This is a genomic window from Mesorhizobium sp. RCAM 05099 (assembly GCF_059683685.1).
On the sequence record NZ_CM185035.1, the window covers coordinates 579,231 to 596,919 of the forward strand.

General features: G+C 64.7%; 16 protein-coding genes. 8 read left to right on the forward strand and 8 right to left on the reverse strand.

Annotated elements, in window-relative coordinates:
* Positions 1-268 precede the first annotated feature (268 nt).
* Complete coding sequence (locus AC56QQ_RS02820; RefSeq protein ID WP_497128866.1) at positions 269-1,306, forward strand: phosphatidylglycerol lysyltransferase domain-containing protein; 1,038 nt, start codon at positions 269-271, stop codon at positions 1,304-1,306.
* A gap of 33 nt (positions 1,307-1,339) precedes the next feature.
* Here the strand turns inward: AC56QQ_RS02820 and AC56QQ_RS02825 are convergent, their stop codons facing one another.
* From AC56QQ_RS02825 to AC56QQ_RS02835, 3 genes are all read right to left on the reverse strand, one after another.
* Complete coding sequence (locus AC56QQ_RS02825) at positions 1,340-2,101, reverse strand: ABC transporter permease (protein ID WP_269904499.1); 762 nt, start codon at positions 2,099-2,101, stop codon at positions 1,340-1,342.
* Complete coding sequence (locus AC56QQ_RS02830; protein WP_497125474.1) at positions 2,098-3,024, reverse strand: ABC transporter ATP-binding protein; 927 nt, start codon at positions 3,022-3,024, stop codon at positions 2,098-2,100. Before AC56QQ_RS02830 ends, AC56QQ_RS02825 begins: the two co-directional genes overlap by 4 nt.
* A gap of 179 nt (positions 3,025-3,203) precedes the next feature.
* Positions 3,204-4,172 (reverse strand): quinone oxidoreductase family protein, encoded by a 969-nt coding sequence (locus AC56QQ_RS02835; protein WP_497125475.1) that lies wholly within the window; start codon positions 4,170-4,172, stop codon positions 3,204-3,206.
* 60 nt (positions 4,173-4,232) lie between these two features.
* Here AC56QQ_RS02835 and AC56QQ_RS02840 point away from each other — a divergent pair, with 60 nt between their 5' ends.
* The 5 genes from AC56QQ_RS02840 to AC56QQ_RS02860 all read left to right on the forward strand — a co-directional run bounded on the left by AC56QQ_RS02840 (position 4,233) and on the right by AC56QQ_RS02860 (position 10,033).
* Positions 4,233-4,721, forward strand: coding sequence for a MarR family winged helix-turn-helix transcriptional regulator (locus tag AC56QQ_RS02840; RefSeq protein ID WP_497125476.1), 489 nt, complete (start codon positions 4,233-4,235; stop codon positions 4,719-4,721).
* A 208-nt stretch (positions 4,722-4,929) separates the two neighbouring features.
* The gene (locus AC56QQ_RS02845) at positions 4,930-6,291 is read left to right on the forward strand and encodes a cytochrome ubiquinol oxidase subunit I (RefSeq protein WP_497125477.1); all 1,362 of its coding nucleotides are present in this window, start codon (positions 4,930-4,932) and stop codon (positions 6,289-6,291) included.
* A gap of 1 nt (position 6,292) precedes the next feature.
* Positions 6,293-7,297, forward strand: coding sequence for a cytochrome d ubiquinol oxidase subunit II (locus AC56QQ_RS02850; protein WP_489858634.1), 1,005 nt, complete (start codon positions 6,293-6,295; stop codon positions 7,295-7,297).
* Between the two features lie 161 nt (positions 7,298-7,458).
* Complete coding sequence (locus AC56QQ_RS02855) at positions 7,459-8,412, forward strand: hypothetical protein (RefSeq protein WP_497125478.1); 954 nt, start codon at positions 7,459-7,461, stop codon at positions 8,410-8,412.
* A complete protein-coding gene (locus AC56QQ_RS02860; protein ID WP_497125479.1) occupies positions 8,312-10,033 on the forward strand; it encodes a mechanosensitive ion channel domain-containing protein in 1,722 nt (573 codons plus the stop codon). Before AC56QQ_RS02855 ends, AC56QQ_RS02860 begins: the two co-directional genes overlap by 101 nt.
* A 21-nt stretch (positions 10,034-10,054) precedes the next feature.
* Here the strand turns inward: AC56QQ_RS02860 and AC56QQ_RS02865 are convergent, their stop codons facing one another.
* Positions 10,055-12,643, reverse strand: coding sequence for a helix-turn-helix transcriptional regulator (locus AC56QQ_RS02865; RefSeq protein ID WP_497128869.1), 2,589 nt, complete (start codon positions 12,641-12,643; stop codon positions 10,055-10,057).
* Positions 12,644-12,862: 219 nt separating this feature from the next.
* Between AC56QQ_RS02865 and AC56QQ_RS02870 the strand changes: the two genes are divergently transcribed.
* Both AC56QQ_RS02870 and AC56QQ_RS02875 read left to right on the forward strand, forming a co-directional pair.
* Complete coding sequence (locus AC56QQ_RS02870; protein ID WP_489858632.1) at positions 12,863-13,135, forward strand: DUF4242 domain-containing protein; 273 nt, start codon at positions 12,863-12,865, stop codon at positions 13,133-13,135.
* Between the two features lie 344 nt (positions 13,136-13,479).
* Positions 13,480-13,983: a hypothetical protein gene (locus AC56QQ_RS02875; protein ID WP_497125480.1), complete on the forward strand. Its 504-nt coding sequence runs from the start codon at positions 13,480-13,482 to the stop codon at positions 13,981-13,983.
* 187 nt (positions 13,984-14,170) lie between these two features.
* Here AC56QQ_RS02875 and msrA read toward each other — a convergent pair whose 3' ends face one another.
* The 4 genes from msrA to AC56QQ_RS02895 all read right to left on the reverse strand — a co-directional run bounded on the left by msrA (position 14,171) and on the right by AC56QQ_RS02895 (position 17,623).
* Positions 14,171-14,908, reverse strand: coding sequence for a peptide-methionine (S)-S-oxide reductase MsrA (gene msrA, locus AC56QQ_RS02880; protein WP_497125481.1), 738 nt, complete (start codon positions 14,906-14,908; stop codon positions 14,171-14,173).
* 192 nt (positions 14,909-15,100) lie between these two features.
* Positions 15,101-15,394 carry a hypothetical protein gene (locus AC56QQ_RS02885; protein WP_497125482.1) on the reverse strand — a complete coding sequence of 98 codons (294 nt, stop codon included), beginning with the start codon at positions 15,392-15,394 and terminating at the stop codon, positions 15,101-15,103.
* Between the two features lie 101 nt (positions 15,395-15,495).
* Positions 15,496-16,200, reverse strand: a complete 705-nt coding sequence (locus tag AC56QQ_RS02890; RefSeq protein ID WP_497125483.1) for a DUF1223 domain-containing protein — start codon at positions 16,198-16,200, stop codon at positions 15,496-15,498.
* 340 nt (positions 16,201-16,540) lie between these two features.
* Positions 16,541-17,623 (reverse strand): TadE/TadG family type IV pilus assembly protein, encoded by a 1,083-nt coding sequence (locus AC56QQ_RS02895; protein ID WP_497125484.1) that lies wholly within the window; start codon positions 17,621-17,623, stop codon positions 16,541-16,543.
* Positions 17,624-17,689 lie beyond the last annotated feature (66 nt).

Below are 17,689 nucleotides of genomic sequence, written 5' to 3' on the forward strand. Positions count from 1 at the left end.
GATCCTTATCGCGAATCGCCAGCGATTCTCGAGCCGTGCGCCGGCCGCGGTTGCGTCCTATATGGCACATACGCCACATCGGCGGTAATCAGGTCGCGGCAATGTGATTGATTCGAGGTCCGGGGGCTTGGCGGATCTCTTGTCACCAGCGCGGGAACTCGAAACTCGCAGTCGGTTTTCGAGTTCACGGGCGAAATCAAAGCGCCACGGCGTGTCTTGCGTGTCCACAAGGCGCGCGGCGCTGCAGACGGTACGCGGAATCTCGACCATGCCCTCCTTGCGGATCTATTTCGACAAAATTCTCGAGGGGGCCGCGCCCAAGGTCCCGCGGCAGGACCTGACGCATGTCGAGCGCCTGGCGCTGGTCCGCCGCCATGGCGATTTCTCGCTCGCCTATTCCACCGCGGTGCAAGGCAAGCTTTCCTATTTCGGCGATGCCGACGGCTACATCGCCTTCGGCACCAAGATGAAGCATCATTTCGCGCTCGGCGATCCGGTGGCGGCTCCGGCCCATCGGCCCGATTACATCAGGCGCTTCGTCGAGGCCGCCGGCAGCCCATGGTTCGTGCAGATCGGCCAGGAGACCGCGTGCGTGCTGGCCAGGCTCGGCTACAAGGTCAATCGGCTCGGCATCGACACCCGCCTCAGCTTGCCCGACCATGATTTTTCCGGGAAGCGCAACGAAACCGTGCGTTACTCCGAACGCTGGCTGTCGAAGAAGGGTTTTTCGTTCGACGAGGACAAGCGGACGATCTTTCTCGACGAGATCGCCCGGCTTTCCGAAAACTGGCGCGGCGACCGCATCGTCAAACGCTGGGAGATGGGCTTTCTCAACCGCCCGTTTGCCGACCAGCTCGGTATCGACATGCGCCGTTTCGTGCTGCACGGTCCCGATGGCGAGCTCATCGCCCTGCTCGACTTCGATCCGTTGTTTCGAGACGGCAAGGTCATCGGCTACACCACGGCCTTCAAGCGCAAGCATATCAATGCCTCGCCGCATGCCGAGATCGGCCTGACCAAATTCGCCGTCGACCGTTTTCGCGAGCAAGGCATGTCGGTGGTCACGCTCGGCCTGTCGCCGATGCTCGATATCCGACCAAGCGGATTTGCCGAAAGCGATTTCTGGCGCAACACCTTCCAGCGCGCCTACGAATCGCCATGGATCAACCGCCGCAGGTTCAACCTGCAAGGCCAGGCGGCGTTCAAGCGCCGCTTCCACGGCACCGAGGAGCCGACCTATATCGCCTTCCGCAAGGGGACATATGTCGAGATGCTGGGACTGCTGCGGCTGGTCAAGGCTATTTGAGGTTCCGCGCGACCTGGGGTTTGCGAAGCTGCGTCAGTTACGCAGCCGGTAGCCGGTCCTGAAAATCCAGGCGACGATCGCTATGCAGACCAGCAGGAAGACGACGGTCATGCCGAGGCTGATGCCGACCGAGACGTCGGACTTGCCAAAAAAGCTCCAGCGGAAGCCGCTGATCAGATAGACGACCGGATTGAACAACGTCACCGTGCGCCAGATGCCGGGCAGCATGTTAATCGAATAGAAACTGCCGCCGAGGAAGGTCAGCGGCGTGATGATGAGCAGCGGAACCAGCTGCAGCTGCTCGAAACTCTTCGCCCAGATGCCGATGATGAAGCCGAACAGGCTGAAGGTCACCGCCGTCAGCACCAGGAAGGCGACCATCCAGAACGGATGCTGGATCGAAAGCGGCACGAACAGCGAGGCGGTGGCGAGGATGATCAGGCCGAGGATGATCGACTTGGTCGCCGCGCCGCCGACATAGGCGATGACGATCTCCAGATAGGAGACCGGCGCCGACAGCAACTCGTAGATCGAGCCGACGAATTTCGGGAAATAGATGGCAAAGGAGGCGTTGGAGATCGACTGCGTCAGCAGTGACAGCATGATCAATCCCGGCACGATGAAGGCGCCGTAGCTGATGCCGTCGATCTCGGTGATGCGTGAGCCGATGGCCGAGCCGAAGACGACGAAATACAGCGATGTCGAGATGACGGGCGAGACGATGCTCTGCAGCACGGTGCGAAAGGCACGCGCCATTTCCATCCGGTAGATGGCCCAGACCGCGCGCAGGTTCATGCGTCTTTCCTCACCAGGTTGACGAAGATCTCCTCGAGCGAGCTGTTTTGCGTGTCGATGTCGCGGAACTGGATACCGCCAGCCTCCAGATCGCGGATCAGCGAGGCGACGCCCGGCCGCTCGGCCTGATTGTCGTAGGTGTAGGTCAGCTGCCCGCCGTCAGGCGACAGCTCCAGCGCGTAGCGCGAGAAGGCCTCGGGAATGGCCGTCAGCGGACTGCGCAATTCCAGCACCAGCCGCTTGCGGCCAAGCTTGCGCATCAGTTCGGCCTTGTTCTCTACCAGGATGATCTCGCCGCGATTGATGACGCCGACGCGGTCAGCCATTGCCTCGGCCTCTTCGATATAATGGGTGGTGAGGATGATGGTGACGCCGTCCTCGCGCAGGCGCCGCACCATCGCCCACATGTCCTGGCGCAGCTCCACGTCGACGCCCGCCGTCGGCTCGTCGAGGAACAGGATGCGCGGCTCGTGCGACAGCGCCTTGGCGATCATCAGCCGCCGCTTCATGCCGCCCGACAGGGTGATCGCCTTGGCGTCCTTCTTGTCCCACAGCGACAGATCGCGCAGCACCTTCTCGACAAAGGCATGGTTAGCCGGCTTGCCGAACAGGCCACGGCTGTAGTTGACCGTCGCCCAGACGGTCTCGAAAGCGTCAATGGTCAGTTCCTGCGGCACCAGGCCGATCAGGCTGCGCGCGGCGCGGTAGTCCTTGCTGATGTCGTGGCCATCGACCGTGACGGTGCCCGTCGACCGGTTGACGATGCCGCAGACGATCGAGATCAGCGTCGTCTTGCCGGCGCCATTGGGACCGAGCAGCGCAAAGATCTCGCCGCGCTCGATGTCGAGGTTGACTTCCTTGAGCGCCGTGAAGCCGGTTGCGTAGGTCTTGGAGACCCCAGAAATGGAGAGGATGGAGGGCATGGCTGAAAACGGCTGCCTGAAAGAGGTGATCTGATATAGGTCGAATGTCGTTGCATGCAACCGGAAGTCAATGCCGCTGCTGACAGTTCTCGACAATCATCGCCTGCACAGCCATTGCGGCCGGTGGCGAATATGACCGCCACCGGGACCCAGGATGAGGATGGAGAGATAGACTCCAGTCAGGCGTGCCGCCCATCCATGGTGAACACGGTGCGCCGTGTGCTGTCGTCCTTGGCCCATGCCTGTTCGACATCCGCCAGCGGCACGGATGTGGTCGCGATTTCGAGGCCGGCTGGCACGGTGGCGCGCAGCAAATCGTCGATGCAGGCGATCATGCGATCGAGTGGGATGCTGCCGATGCCGCTGCCCATCAGCGTAATGGGTGACGATCGAAGCACGGCGCTCGGCAGTGCAATGTCAGACCCGCTGACAGAGCCGACCTGGACAAAGCGGATCGGCACGGCCTCAGTGCCGGCCTTGGCGGCGGCGATGAGAAGACGCTCGGCGCTGTGGCCCCAGAGATAGTCGATGACGACATCCACGCCCTCGCTGAATTGTCGCTTGAAGCTGTTCTCCAGCACCGCTTCGTCCTCGACCAGCGGTATCGTCACATCCGCCCCAAGTGCAGCGACCGCATCGAGTGCTGCCGCGTTGCGGCCGGTGGCAATGATCTTCATCGCTCCGAGATGCCGGGCGATCTGGACGGCGAGACGGCCCGCCGTGCCGGTGGCGCCATTGATCAGCACGGTTTCACCTGCCTTGAGTTTTGCCCGTTCCGTATAGGCCGCCCATGACGACATGCCGGGATTGGCGATCGCCGCCGCGGTGACGTCGTCGAGATCGTCGGGCAGCGCCACACAATGCGCCGAGGGAACGATTGTTCGTTCCGCCATGCTGCCGAGGGGCGTCTTGGGCAAGACGAAATAGACCCTTTTGCCGTCATCAAGTCGGCCGACACCGTCGATGCCGACGATGAAGGGGAAATGGCCCGAAGAGCTGTAGTGAGCACCCGAGGCGCGGCTTTTGACGACATGGCTGATGGCGGCGGCGGCGACCGCGACGCGGTTTTCGCCCGCCGCCGGCACCGGCTCCGGAAAGTCGCCATAGACAGGGGTTTGCCCGGCGCTTGAGACAATCGCGGCTTTCATGGTGGTTTTCCTTTTTGGTTCCGATACTATGTGTATAATGCACATATGAGGAGTTTCGGCATGCCGTCAACAAAAAACGTGCAAAATACACATATTGGCACGCAGCTTCGGCAACTTCACGGGGCGCTGCTCGATATCGTCGGCCTGATGAACCGGCCGCAGCGCGACGAATTGCTCATCAAGGCGGCCGGTATTCCGCTCGACCGGGCGCTGTTCCCGCTGCTCGTCGGCATCCAGCGTTTCGGGCCGATCGGCGTCGTCGAACTGGCCGACCGCGTCGGGCGCGACTACACGACCGTCAGCCGCCAGGTCGCCAAGCTCGAGAGCCTGGATCTGGTGCGGCGGCAGGGCAGTGCCGCCGACCGGCGCGTGCGCGAGGCCGCCATCAGCCCAAAAGGCGAAGCGATGACCGGCCTCGTCGACGCGGCGCGCGAGAAGATCGGCCGCGCCATCTTCGAGACCTGGGACGCGCATGACATCGAGGAACTGGTGCGGCTGATGCGCAAGTTCGCCGATGCGCTCGGCGATGTGCCGGAGACTGGCGCTTAGAGAATTTCAGGAAAACCGTGAAACAGTTTTCCCGGGAAAGGCGCGTCGCGCTTTCCCGAAGGAATTGCGTCAGAACAGAAAACGGGATGCGCCTGATACAAGCGGCAAGATTGTCCTGTGACGTTCAGCCTCGCGGCAGAACGCCACTTTGACCGACCGGCTCGACGGCCCTATTCTTGCCGGCATAAGAAGCAGCTGGAGCCCGCCAATGGACCCGCTCATCCTGTCGCGTATGCAGTTCGGCGCGAATATTTCGTTCCACATCCTGTTTCCGACAATCACCATTGCGCTTGGCTGGGTGCTGCTGTTCTTCAAGCTCCGCTACAACGCCACCGGCGATTCCGCCTGGATGCGCGCCTATTTCACCTGGGTGAAGGTGTTTGCGCTGTCCTTCGCCATGGGCGTGGTCACCGGCGTCACCATGAGCTTCCAGTTCGGCACCAACTGGCCGGGCTACATGCAGAAGGTCGGCAACATCGCCGGGCCGCTGCTGGCCTACGAGATCCTCACCGCCTTCTTCCTCGAAGCGGCCTTTCTCGGCATCATGCTGTTCGGCTTCCGCCGGGTCTCCAACCGCATCCACACGCTGGCGACGGTGCTGGTGGCAGGCGGCACCACCGTCTCGGCGTTCTGGATCATCGCGCTGAATTCCTGGATGCAGACGCCGGCCGGCTTCGAGATGCGCGACGGCGTGGCACACGCCGTCGACTGGTGGGCGATCGTCTTCAACCCGTCGATGCCCTACCGGCTGGTCCACATGCTCTTGGCCTCCGGCCTGACGGTGTCTTTCCTGATGGCCGGCCTGTCGGCGCTGCGCTACCTCAAGGGCGACCGTTCGGAATCGATGTGGAAGGCGCTACGCACCGGCGTCTTCACCGCAGCGATCCTGATCCCGATCCAGATCTTCGCGGGCGACCAGCACGGGCTGAACACGCTGGAACACCAGCCGCAGAAGATCGCCGCCATGGAGGCCAACTGGAACACCGGCCCCCACGTGCCGCTGGTTCTCTTCGCCCTGCCGGACGAGGCGGCCAGGGAGAACAGGTTCGAAATCGCCATTCCAGACGGTGCCAGCCTTGTGCTGCGGCACCGCACCGACGGTGTCGTGCCGGGGCTGAACGACTATGCCGGCAATCATCCGCCGGTCTTCCCGGTGTTCTGGGGTTTTCGCATCATGGTCGGCACCGGCCTGCTGATGCTGGCTGTCTCCTGGTCCGCCGCCTTCTTCCTCAAGCGCCGGCATAGCCTGCCGAAGCCGCTCGCCTTGCTGATGGTGCCGATGGGGCTGTCGGGCTGGCTGGCGACGCTGGCCGGATGGTACACCACCGAAATCGGTCGCCAGCCCTGGCTGGTGACAGGCGTGCTGAAGACAGCCGACGCCGTCGGCCCGGTGGCTGGCAGCCATGTCGCGCTGACGCTGGCCATCTACCTCATTCTCTATGCGTTCTTGTTGATCGCCTATCTCGGCGTGCTGGTGCACCTGGCGCTGAAGGCGGCGAAGGACGGCGATTCATCGCCGCTGCCGGGTGTGATGAACGCCGCGCTGTCGCAGCCATCCGCGGGAGAGTGACATGACCTATGACTGGCCAACCCTGCTGCCGCTGATCTTCGCCGGTCTGATGGGCCTCGCCATCCTGATCTACGTCATTCTCGATGGTTTCGATCTCGGCATCGGCATCCTGTTCGCCGCAGCGGAAGACGCCGAGCAGGATACGATGATCGCGGCCATCGGCCCGTTCTGGGACGCCAACGAGACCTGGCTGGTGCTGGCCGTCGGCCTGCTGCTGGTCGCCTTCCCGCTGGCGCACGGCGTCATCCTGACCGCGCTCTACATTCCGGTGTTCGTGCTCCTGGTCGGGCTGATCCTGCGCGGCGTCGCCTTCGATTTCCGCGCCAAGGTGCCGACCGAACGCAAGCACCGCTGGAACCGTATTTTCTTCCTCGGTTCGCTCATCGCCTCGCTGGCGCAGGGCTATATGCTGGGCGTCTATGTGCTGGGCCTCGATATCGGCTTCGGCGGCATGGCTTTCGGCGCGCTGGTGGCGCTCTGCCTCTCGGCCGCCTACGCGGCGATGGGGGCGGCCTGGGTCATCTACAAGGCCGAAGGCGAATTGCAGAGAAAGGCGGTTCGCTGGCTGCGCACGGCGCTGGTGCTGACCGCGCTGGGCATGGCCGCGGTGTCGCTGGCGACGCCGTTCGCCAGCCCGCGTATCTTCGACAAATGGTTCGTCTGGCCCTCGATGCTCTATCTGTCGCCGCTGCCGATCCTGTCGGCGCTGCTGTTCCTCTGGCTTTGGCGGCAGACCTTCCATCTGCCCAAGCCCGACGACCGCCATTCGCTGAGGCCGTTCCTGACGCTGGCCGCCATCTTCACGCTTGGCTTTGCCGGTCTTGCCTGGTCGTTCTACCCGTTCGTGGTGCCCGACAAGCTGACCATCTGGCAGGCGGCTTCGGCGCCGGAGAGCCTGGCCATCATCCTGGCCGGCACCGTGGTCGTGCTGCCGGTCATCATCTTCTATTCATTCTATGCCTACCGGGTGTTCGGCGGGAAGGCGACCGACCTGACCTATGACTGAGGTGTAGTGATTCAGGTGATGCCGGCCTGCAAAATGCGAATTGGCTGACCCTAATCCTTGTTGATTCCGCGTTGCTGACGAAAAAAGTCGTCGCGCCTGATCATCTGCCGGAAATACAATATTCATCTTCAAGCGGAATAACCCTTCTTCGGCCGGCGCGCATGAGAGCCGGCGAGAAGAAGGGCAATCCGATGCGCGATGTCCACCTCACCCCGGCAGGCCGGGAGCGCTTGGTCTTCCTTTTGCTGCGCGTGCTTGCCCTCATTGCCGCGCTTGTCCTTGCCGGCCTGCTGCCTTCGCTGGCGCACGCGCAGGAGGTAGCCAACTGGAGCGGCGTCTGGGACACCAAATGGCGCGGTGGCGGCGCCCAGATCAAGTTCGAGCAGAATGGCGCCGAGGTCAAAGGCGTCTACCCGCTCTACAATGGCCGCATCGAGGCACGGGCCGAAGGCGAAACGCTGGAAGGCCACTGGTTCGAAGGCAATCGCCAGGGCGAGTTCAGCTTTGTCCAGTCGCCCGATGGCGAGAGCTTCATGGGTCGCTTCGAATCCGCCACCGCCGAATGGTGGACAGGCGTGCGGGTCAGCGCCGTCGACAATATCGGCGTCGATCAGGCCAACCCGATGACAACCATGCGCTCGTTCCTGCAGACCATGAACGAAAGCGGCGCCGACAACGTGCCGCGCGCCACCGGTGGCGGCATGGGCCTTGCCGCGCTCGCCGCCGGCCTCATCGATGTCAGCGAGGCCGATCGCGGCGGCCTCAACATGCCCGACTACACCAAGCTGCTGTTTTCCGTCATCGACAAGACGACCTTCCGCCTGTGGAGCCTGCCTCACGATGCGATCGCCGCCGACGAGGTGACGGCCAGGCTGCAGCAATACGGCACCAGCGTCTCCTTCGACGTCACTTTCCGCCGCAAGAATGGCGCGTGGTTCATCGTCGGCCCGCCGCTGGCCGCGCTGCAGGCCAAGCTCGCCGAATTCCGAGGCGGCGCGCGGCGAAGCCGTCGACATGGTCGACGATCCCAGCAAGCTCGCCTCGCCGCGCGATACTTTCAAGATGTTGCTCGGCGGCATCTCCGAGGTCGGCGATCCGGCGGAGGCGGCACTTGACCTGCGCGATTACAATTCGGCGGTGCGCGCCGACGAGGCGATCCTGCTCGAGCGCTACCTGAAGAAGGTCATCGACCGCATCGGCTATGTCTACTGGCAGGAGATTCCCGACGATCCCAGGAGCAACACGCCCTTTGTCTATTTCGAGCATCCGTCCGGCAATGTCGTCGTCGGCCCGGTCGACACCGGCAAGGGCAAAGTCTGGCAATTCACGCCCGAGACGCTGGCCAACATCCGCACGCTCTATGCCGATGTCGAGGACGTGCCGGTGGCGCCGGAATTCGCTGCCTTCGCCAGCGGCGATCCGTTCTTCGCCACCCGGGGCTTCGCCCGCGAGATCAGCCCCGCTCTGCTTACCCGCGCCGGGCCGATCGAACGCTGGCAGTGGCTGGCGCTCGGGCTGACGGCACTGGCCGGCATCGCTTTCGGCTTCGTCGCCAACGCGCTGATCGGGCTTGTTGCCGGCGCACGCGGCGACACCGAGCGCTCGACCTTCCTGCGCGTCGTCGCTTGGGCGGTGCGCGCCATCGTGCTTGGCCTGTTCCTGTTGTTCGCGCTGCGCCCGCTCGGCCTGCCGCAGGTCATCGCGGCCCCCGTCAAGGCGGTGGCCTGGAGCCTGATCGTCATCGGCTTCGTGCCGGTGGTCTGGCACCTGATCGGCAGTTTGGCCGGCCATTATCGCCAGATGTGGCAAGTGCCAGGCTATCACGACACGCTGATTTCGCTGTCCACCGGCGTTGCCCGCGTCGCGGTGCTGGTTGTCGCCTTCCTGCTGCTCGCCGAAGTGCTTGCCATCCCCTACGAAGGCGTCATCGCCGGTCTCGGCATCGGCGGCCTGGCCGTGGCGCTGGCGGCGCAGCCGACGCTGCAGAACTTCCTTTCCGGCCTGACGCTTTATGCCGACCGTCCGGTCAGCGTCGGCGATTTCTGCAAGTTCGGCGACCAGTCGGGCACCATCGAGCATATCGGCATGCGCTCGACGCGCATCCGCTCGCTCGACCGCACCATCATCTCGGTGCCGAATTCCGACTTCGCCGGCATGCAGATCGAGAATTACGCGCATCGCGACCGCACGCGCTTCGCCACCACGCTGCAGCTGCGCTACGAGACCACGCCCGACCAGCTTCGCTACACGCTGGCCGAGTTGCGCAAGCTGCTGATTGCGCACCCGCGTGTCATCGAAGACCCATGCCGCGTCCGCTTCGTCGGCTTCGGCCCCTATTCGCTCGACGTCGACATCTCCACCTACATCATGACAGCCGACGCCTCCGAGTTCCTCGCCATCCGCGAGGACATATTGTTGTCGATCATCAACATCATGGACGAAGCCGGCGCGCAGTTCGCCTTCCCGGCGCAGCTGGAGTACAGCGCCGCCGACCTGCCCATCGACGAGGACAAGCGCGTCGCCGCCGAGAAACGGGTCAGCGACTGGCGCGAGGCGGAAAACCTGCCCTTCCCCGACTTCAGCCAGCTCGACAGGTTTGCCCTCAACAACACGCTTGCCTACCCGCCACAGGGATCGGCGCACTACCGCGAGACGGAACCCGACCCGCAATCGGCCGAGGCCAGGGCGACGCTGGAAAAGGTGCGCTGGAGCCTGCCCTGGCGAAAGGGCACGTGACGGAACGGCCAAGGGCCGGTTTCAGATCAGCCCCGAGTCGCGTGCCGCCGCCGTGGCCTGGCCGCGAGAGACAGCGTCCAGCTTGCCCAGCACCGCGGAAACATGGTGGTCGACGGTCTTCGGCGAAATGGTGAGATGTTCGGCAATCCTCTTGTTGGAGAAGCCGCGCTCGATCAGTTGCAGCACCTCCATCTGGCGCTGGGTCAGGCCGGCGCCATTCGCGCGCGTTGTACGGCGCGGCCCCCGCGCGATGTTGATGAGGCCGTTTTTCCGCATGATGTCGCGCATATGCTGGGCAACCGTCCTTGCGCCGAGGGTTTCGAAAATCTCCAGCGCCGAACGCTGGGCCGCCTCGTCGCCCCGCATCAGCGCAAGCCCTTGTTCGAAAGGGGCTTGCAGCTCTGCCCACAGAGCCGCCGCTTCCAGCCAGTTTCCCGCCAGAAGCAACCTGTAGGGAGCAGCCATGCCGTCAGTGTCACCGGAGTCGCTGTCGGGAGCCAGCAGCTGCCGCCAGCTGGCCAGTTCGGCGAAAACCGCCCGCGTGGGGGAAAGGGTCTCGGCACGGTCGATCAGGGCAAGCGCCTGCGCCTTGTCGATCTGCCCGAGCCAGGCCCGCTCGGCCATGACCGCCGCATAGGGCGCCAGGCGCTGCAGCTCGATTCCTCTTTCCAGGAACCGGCTCATCTCCTCAAAGATCGGCTCGGCCGACGGATCGCCGCGCCGCAACCGCAGTCGGGCCAGAGCCGCCAGGGCCGGATAGCGCACCAGGGCCGTCGCCTGGTCGTTGGTGATGACATCTAGCGCCTCGGCGGCGGCCTCGTCCCATAGGCCATGACGCAGCAGCAACTGCGCCTTCACGCCGCGCATATAGTCACGCCAGGTCGCGAGGTCGTTTTCGACGCAATAGTCGATGCCACGATCGAGGAAGGACCGGGCCTGGCCATAGCGGAGCTGGTTCATCTCGCTGCAGGCGCAGTTGGTGAAGGCCCGCGCCGCATGTTCCTGGAAATTGTGCTCGAGCGCGATTTCAAGGCTGCGGGCAAGCTGCTGACGGCCGGTGGCCAGGTCCAGCCACTGGCCGGCGGAGCCGACATTGTTGAGGGCATGGCAGATGATGTCCGGCCGGTTCAGCCGTTCGGCGAGCTTGATCGCCTTTTCGCCGAGCAACACCGTCTCGTCGAGCCTTTCGGCCAGCATCGCCAGCTGCGAGAGGTTGGAATAGGCCATGGCGAGTTCGGCGCTGGCCGGCACGGTCTCCAGCAGCGCCACCGCCTGCGCTCCGAAGGCATCCGCGGACGTGCGGTCGCCCAGCAGGTAGGCGAAGCGCGACAGGCATCTGAGACTGTCTCCCTCTTTCAGCGTGTCGCCCATGGCCCGCTGCAGCACGCGCGCCTGTTCCTGCGCGGCGACAGCCTCGTCGATTTGCCCGATCAGGTGGAGTTCGAATGCATAGCGCTCGTACAGATCCGCGCACTCCGCCGTCGGCAGGCTGTCGGCCTGGCGCAAGGCGACCTCGTAGTAGCCGGCGGCGTCGCGATGCGCGCCGACGCGGGAGGCCTCCCGCGCGGCGATCGGTGCCAGTTCGCGCACCGCTTCCAGATTGTGTGCCTCGACGGCGTGATGCACCAGCCGGGCGGTGGCGACGTCGCCGTTTTCGAGCAGTGCCGACAGCGCGCGCTGGTTGAACTGTCGCCTGTGGCTCGTCGACAGCATCATCTCGATGGCGCGGCGGGCGATCTCGTGCCGGAACGCGTAGCCGTCGCCGAGATCCTCGAGCAGGCCGTTCGAGACGCACTCCGCCAGTTGGCCGGCGCTGGCCACGCCGCACAGGCCCTGCAAGGCCCAGGCGTCGGCGCGCACGGGGAACACCGACACCGCGTCGAGCATCGAGCGGGCGCCGGCGGACAGGCGTTCGGCGCGCGCGACAACGGCGTCGCGCACGCTGGCCGGCAAGGCGGTCTCGTCTTCCGCGCTCAACAGTTCGGTGACGAAAAAGGCGTTGCCGGCCGTGGCCCGGTAGATGGCATCGCCGTCGCGGCCGGCGGCACCGGCGAGCGACAGGACCGCCGCCTCGCTCAGGAGCGGCACCTCGATGCGTGCGACGCTGCTGGCCGGGATTTCGCCGAGCGCGCGGCGGACGCGCATCTGTCCCTCGCTGCGGTCGGTTCGTGCCGTCAGCAGCAGAAGAATGTGGGTGCTTGAAATGCGCCGGCCGAGAAACCGCACGAAATCAAGGGTTGCGTCGTCCGCCCAATGGAGGTCCTCGATGACCAGCAGGGTTGGCTGCGCCTCCGTCTCGAAGACGTCGAGCGCGTCGGAGAACAGCGGCAGCCTTTGTCCCTGCCGGACGTCGATCGCCTGCGGCAGCGCCCATCGCGCCTCGCGGGCGAGATCGTAGAGCGGCCCCAGCGTATCGGGTATCGACAGATCCTCGCAGGCGCTGCGGAACAGGCGCGTGCCCTTGGCGACCGCGCCGATGAAGGCCTCGACAAGCGTTGTCTTGCCGGCGCCGGCCTCGCCGGTCAACGCCGCGACGCGGCCGTGGCCGCGCGCCGCCTCCGCCAAAAGGCCGTCCAGGTGCTCCAGCTGTGTCTGCCGTTCCAGAAGCATCATCACCCTCTCACAGGTCGAGGCCGGCGGCCTCACCATCTGTCCGCCAGGGTAGCCCGGGTCGGTATCCGTTTTGTGGCTCCCGACACCAAACGTTGCAAACATGGGGAATCGTCCCGCCAAAAATGGGGAAAGGCTCCGATGCGCGCCGTTGACGAGCGTGATCTTTGTCCGGCCGCGCTCGGAACGAGCGTGAATCACTGGAAAGGAAACCGACTCATGCCCCGTTACCTGGTTGAACGCACATTTCCGGATGGCCTCAATGTGCCGATGAACGATGCCGGCGCCGATGCGCTCGGTGGCGTCATCATGCGCAATGCGGAGAAGGGAGTGACCTGGGTGCAGTCCTTCGTGTCACCCGACAAGAAGCACAGTTTCTGCATCTACGATGGGCCTTCGCCCGAAGCCATCCGCAGCACCGCCCAGAAGAACTCGCTGCCTGTCGACAAGATCACGGAGGTGCGGGTCCTTGACCCCTACTTTTATCGTTGAGTCGCTCCATGGACATCAAATGGCCCTTCGCGGCGATGGCGGCTTGTCTGACGACCCGTCCAGCAAGATGTTGGCGGCTTCGAGACCAGTCGGACGAGGCCCGCTACTGGGCCGGGCTCTCCGGCGGGGTGCCTCGCTGCTGTTCGCATCATTGCGCAAGAGCCGGCGCCGGTTGCCTCCGCAGGACGACTATCTGAGACGCGACATCGGCCTGCCGGAGATCGAGGAGCTGCCGCAATACTGGGACTTCACCCGATCGGGCCGCTGATGCGTGCGGCCCAGGTCCGACCGAGCGGCCGCGGCGGCTGGCCGCTGCCATGCGCCATCAACAACGAGGAGAGAACATGAACATCCATCTGTGGACCAAGCACCTCATCAACCTGTCGATCCTGTCGATCGCGGCGACGGCCGCCAACGCCGGGGATAGCGGCACGCTGGATGCGAAGGTGCGTGCCGCCAACGGCCGCTTCGAGAACGTGGCGGCGGCCACGGCCGAGGGTTACGCACCGATCCCCTGCGCCAGCGGCATCACCGGCGGCGCGATGGGCATCCACTATGTCAATGCCGGCTATCTCAAGGACGATGCGGTCGAGCTCGCCAAGCCCGAGGCCGTCATGTACGAGCCGATGGCCGACGGAAAGCTCAAGCTGGTGGCGGTCGAATACATCACCTCGAAAGGTCCGGCGTCGCTGGAAGGGCAGCTGTTCAACTTCAACAGCGCCCCCAACCGCTACGGCCTCGGCCCGTTCTATGAGCTGCATGTCTGGGCCTGGAAGAAGAACCCGACCGGCACCTTCGCCGACATGAACCCGAACGTGTCGTGCGAGGCGATGAAGATGGGCGACTGATCCCGATTGCCGGCACGGCGCCGGCGTTCGCTCCGGTGTGGGGGGCGACCCCGATCGTCTCCACACCCGGCCCCGCGACCGATCGGCGCCAGTCCATATACGGGGCTGGGGCGGGCCGGATGCCGGTTGGTTCCCGGGGGCGCGCGGGGAGCTTCGGCTCTCCGCGCAAACATTCAGAGTCCGGACCCTAATTGCTGGCCGACAGCACCAGCACCGGCTTCTCGCTGTAGAGCTTGGGGAAGAGCTGCTTCAGGTTCGCCACCTTGGGCAGGTCGTTGTAGACGATGTATGGATAGGTCGGGTTCAGGGTCAGGAAATCCTGATGGTAATCCTCGGCCGGATAGAAGGTCTTGCCGGTCTCCAGCGTGGTGACGATCGGCTTCGGGAACACCTTGGCCTGGTCGAGCTGGGCGATGTAGTTCTGCGCGATCTTCTTCTGCGCGTCGTTCTCGGCAAAGATCGTCGAACGGTACTGGGTGCCGCTGTCCGGGCCCTGATAGTTCAGCTGCGTCGGATTGTGAGCGACCGAGAAATAGACCTGCAGCAGCTGGCCATAGGTGACAACGGAGGGATCGTAGGTGATCTCGACGGATTCGGCGTGCCCGGTGCGGCCGCTGCCGACCGTTTCGTAGACGGCGGTGTCCTTGGCTCCGCCGGTGTAGCCGGAGATGGCCTTGCTGACGCCCTTGACGTGCTGGAACACGCCCTGCACGCCCCAGAAGCAGCCGCCGGCGAAGATCGCCTTTTCGCTGCCCGGGGCTGCCTTCTCATCCATCGCCGGAGGCGGGATGACCACCGCGTCCTCGGCGGAGATCGCCGGCGACTGCCAGAAGGCGGCGCCAGCGGCGGCCAGCACGAGCGCGGCGAGCGCGCCCCTGAAAAAGTTCGACGACTGTCTGACGGCTGGTTGTTGTATGTCGGTCATGGCTGAACTCCTGTGACGTCCATCGTGTGGAGTCTATTGGATGAGATAGGATTGTGCGACAGGCGAGTTGCGGCCGACGCCTCAATTTCACGTGCGCCCGTCAATCGGTCCGGACTTGCCGGCCTGGGCCGGCAAGGGACTGTCCCCGGCTGGACAGGGAGCCCGCCGGGGACAGCCGGCCACGGACCAATCTCAGTTGGCCGGGGCCATCGCATCAGCCGCAGGCTTCATGGCGTCCGCCGCGGGCTTCATGGCGTCAGCGGCCGGCTTCATGGCGTCGGCGGCCGGGGCCATCGCGTTTGTGGCCATCGGGTCGGCAGGCTTCATGGCGTCGGTGGCGGGCTTCATCGCATCGGTCGCCATGGCGTTCGCCGGCTTCATCGCATCGGTGGCGTCGTCGGCGCGGGCGATGCCGCCGGCAAACAGCGCCGTCGAGCACAGGGCGAAAGCGAGCGCCGGCAGCGTCAGGCGGGAAAGAACGGTCATGATGGTCTCCTGGTGGGTTGATGGCGCGCCTTCCAGGCGGCCGGGTGCTTGCGGCGCCGCTCGTGCGGCGTTTGCGCAAATCTCTTGTCGAAGCGTGATTTCTAGTTGGTGGCGGCGGCCAGGATCGGCCCGCCGCCGGGCGACTGGACGAGCACCGCGGTGCTGAGGCCATCCGAAGCCGCCGGCAGGTTCAGCGCCGTGGCGTCGCCGGTCCAGCTGCCGAGTTTTTTCAGCGAATGGACGACATTGGCATGCGGCAGCGTGCGGCCGGTGTTTTCGCCGCGCGCCACCGGCACCTGGACGACGCCCTTGGTGTAACGCACCAGCCAGACATCGGCCTTGCCGCCCGGCGCCGAGCCGGCGCCGATGCTGATCTTGCCGCTGTCAAGCGACAGCGATGGGCCCTTGGCGCGGCCGGCGCTCGAGATCAGCTGCTGGATTTCGCCGGGCGCGGCGCCGACGGCGTCGGCGTGGCCGTTGACCACCACTTGCGGGGTGAACGGCCCGTCATGGCCGAGCGATGGTTCGTAGCTCACCTGGCGCTGGGTGAATTCCTGCCGGCCGAACGTGTCCTTCCAGCCGAGGTAATCCCAGTAGGTGACGTTGAAGGACAGCGCCAGCACGCCGGGCTGGTCCTTGACCTTGATCAGGTTGGCATTGGCGGGCGGGCAGGACGAGCAGCCCTGGCTGGTGAACAGCTCGACCACGGTGAGCGGCTGGGCGGCTGCGGTGCCGATCGATGCGGCCAGCGCCGCCAGGCCGAACAATAGGGTGAGCTTGCTGCGCTTGGCTTGATGTCCCGACATTGGCTGGCTCCGTGGGCGGCGCCTGGATGCGCCGGTCATGTCCCCACTTCGTCGTCGCCACGGAGTTCGTTACAGCGCTCACCGGTTTGTGATCGGCAAGGAGATTCCTGATGGCCGGAGGGACAGCACCCCCCTCTGGCCTGCCGGCCATCTCCCCCGCAAGGGGGGAGATCAACCCTCATCGCTGCCTTCGCCAATACCTTCGCAAGAGGAACACGGCGGACAGAGCTGCCAATCTCCCCCTTGCGGGGGAGATGTCCGGCAGGACAGAGGGGGTGGGAAGGATCGCCAAGCCTTCAGGCCCACAAACCCGCAAGACGTTGAACGCGGGCGGCAACCCCTACTGCGTCAGCACCGTGTTGGAGGGCCGCTGGTTGAAGTCGCACTTGCCGGTGACGTTGTAGAAGAAGTCGGCATTGGAAACCGCCGCCGGCACCGCGTTGCCGCCGTCTTCCCACGCCTGGTAGCTCGGGACGCCGCAAGGCACGGCGGTGAAGATGTCGACGGTCTGGCCGGTCGCGACCTCGGGCATGTCGGACGTGCTTGTGCCGATATAGAGCCGGTTGGAGGTGGCCGGATCGTTCGACTTCAGAACCTTCGGGTTGCCCGATGGCACGTCCATCTGCAGGTAGAGGGCGTTCATCTGGCTGACGTCGATCACCGCGCCGGTACCGTTGGCGGGATAGAATGTATCGACGCAGGTGGTCAGGTATTTGTTGCTGCCGCTGGTCTGCTGGATGGACCCGGCCGGGGCATTGTTGAAATTGCTCACCTTGGTGGTCGTGCAAACCTGCTTCTGGACGGTCGTGCTGATGTCGGCGCCGCCATTATTGGTGATGGTGTTGACGGTGGTGGTGCCGTAGCCTTTCGGGTCGCCTGCGCCGTTATAGCTGTAGGTGATCGTCATCAACGGCTTGGCCACGCTCGCTCCGAATTGCGTGCCGTAGAGCGTCATCGTCTTGCCCCAGTAGCCGGACACCTTGGAGACCTTGAAGGTGGTCTGCACCAGTGCCGGCGTCTTGGTCACCGCCGACGCGACGGCGACCGGCACGCTTTCGATCCTGGCGATCTTCATGAAAACGGTCGGCATGGAGTAGCTTGCCGTGGCCTGCGCGGTGGCGGTGCCGTTGGCGCTGACCACGAAACTGCCCAGCGTGGCGGTAGCCCCCACCGGTGCACCGTTGGCTTCGAAGGAACCCTGCAGCAGCACCTGGCGCTGCGGCAGCGTCGAGGTCGTCGGCATCGTGGTGATCGCCAGTATCCCGGCATCGAGCGCCGCTTGCATGTTCGACCTGGTCTGGACCGCCGACGTGTAGTCGACCGAGAAGCCGACCGCCGTGAGCAGCGGGATCATGCTGAGAACGAGTATTGGCGCGAGCGAGCCGCTCCGCGACTCGATAAACCTGCCTGCAAACCCCCGCATGCCTTGATCCTCACAAGAAGTATTCTCTCCTGCTAACATGCCGATCACGAATTATGCTCTAACGTA

Coding starts and splice junctions, on each gene's coding strand:
- AC56QQ_RS02850 (WP_489858634.1), top strand. CDS start 6,293: ATGACCTATGACTGGCCAACCCTGCTGCCGCTGATCTTCGCCGGTCTG.
- AC56QQ_RS02830 (WP_497125474.1), bottom strand. CDS start 3,024: ATGCCCTCCATCCTCTCCATTTCTGGGGTCTCCAAGACCTACGCAACC.
- AC56QQ_RS02885 (WP_497125482.1), bottom strand. CDS start 15,394: ATGACCGTTCTTTCCCGCCTGACGCTGCCGGCGCTCGCTTTCGCCCTG.
- AC56QQ_RS02855 (WP_497125478.1), top strand. CDS start 7,459: ATGAGAGCCGGCGAGAAGAAGGGCAATCCGATGCGCGATGTCCACCTC.
- AC56QQ_RS02895 (WP_497125484.1), bottom strand. CDS start 17,623: ATGCGGGGGTTTGCAGGCAGGTTTATCGAGTCGCGGAGCGGCTCGCTC.
- AC56QQ_RS02875 (WP_497125480.1), top strand. CDS start 13,480: ATGAACATCCATCTGTGGACCAAGCACCTCATCAACCTGTCGATCCTG.
- AC56QQ_RS02825 (WP_269904499.1), bottom strand. CDS start 2,101: ATGAACCTGCGCGCGGTCTGGGCCATCTACCGGATGGAAATGGCGCGT.
- AC56QQ_RS02860 (WP_497125479.1), top strand. CDS start 8,312: ATGGTCGACGATCCCAGCAAGCTCGCCTCGCCGCGCGATACTTTCAAG.
- AC56QQ_RS02840 (WP_497125476.1), top strand. CDS start 4,233: ATGCCGTCAACAAAAAACGTGCAAAATACACATATTGGCACGCAGCTT.
- AC56QQ_RS02845 (WP_497125477.1), top strand. CDS start 4,930: ATGGACCCGCTCATCCTGTCGCGTATGCAGTTCGGCGCGAATATTTCG.
- AC56QQ_RS02835 (WP_497125475.1), bottom strand. CDS start 4,172: ATGAAAGCCGCGATTGTCTCAAGCGCCGGGCAAACCCCTGTCTATGGC.
- AC56QQ_RS02865 (WP_497128869.1), bottom strand. CDS start 12,643: ATGCTTCTGGAACGGCAGACACAGCTGGAGCACCTGGACGGCCTTTTG.
- AC56QQ_RS02870 (WP_489858632.1), top strand. CDS start 12,863: ATGCCCCGTTACCTGGTTGAACGCACATTTCCGGATGGCCTCAATGTG.
- msrA (WP_497125481.1), bottom strand. CDS start 14,908: ATGACCGACATACAACAACCAGCCGTCAGACAGTCGTCGAACTTTTTC.
- AC56QQ_RS02820 (WP_497128866.1), top strand. CDS start 269: ATGCCCTCCTTGCGGATCTATTTCGACAAAATTCTCGAGGGGGCCGCG.
- AC56QQ_RS02890 (WP_497125483.1), bottom strand. CDS start 16,200: ATGTCGGGACATCAAGCCAAGCGCAGCAAGCTCACCCTATTGTTCGGC.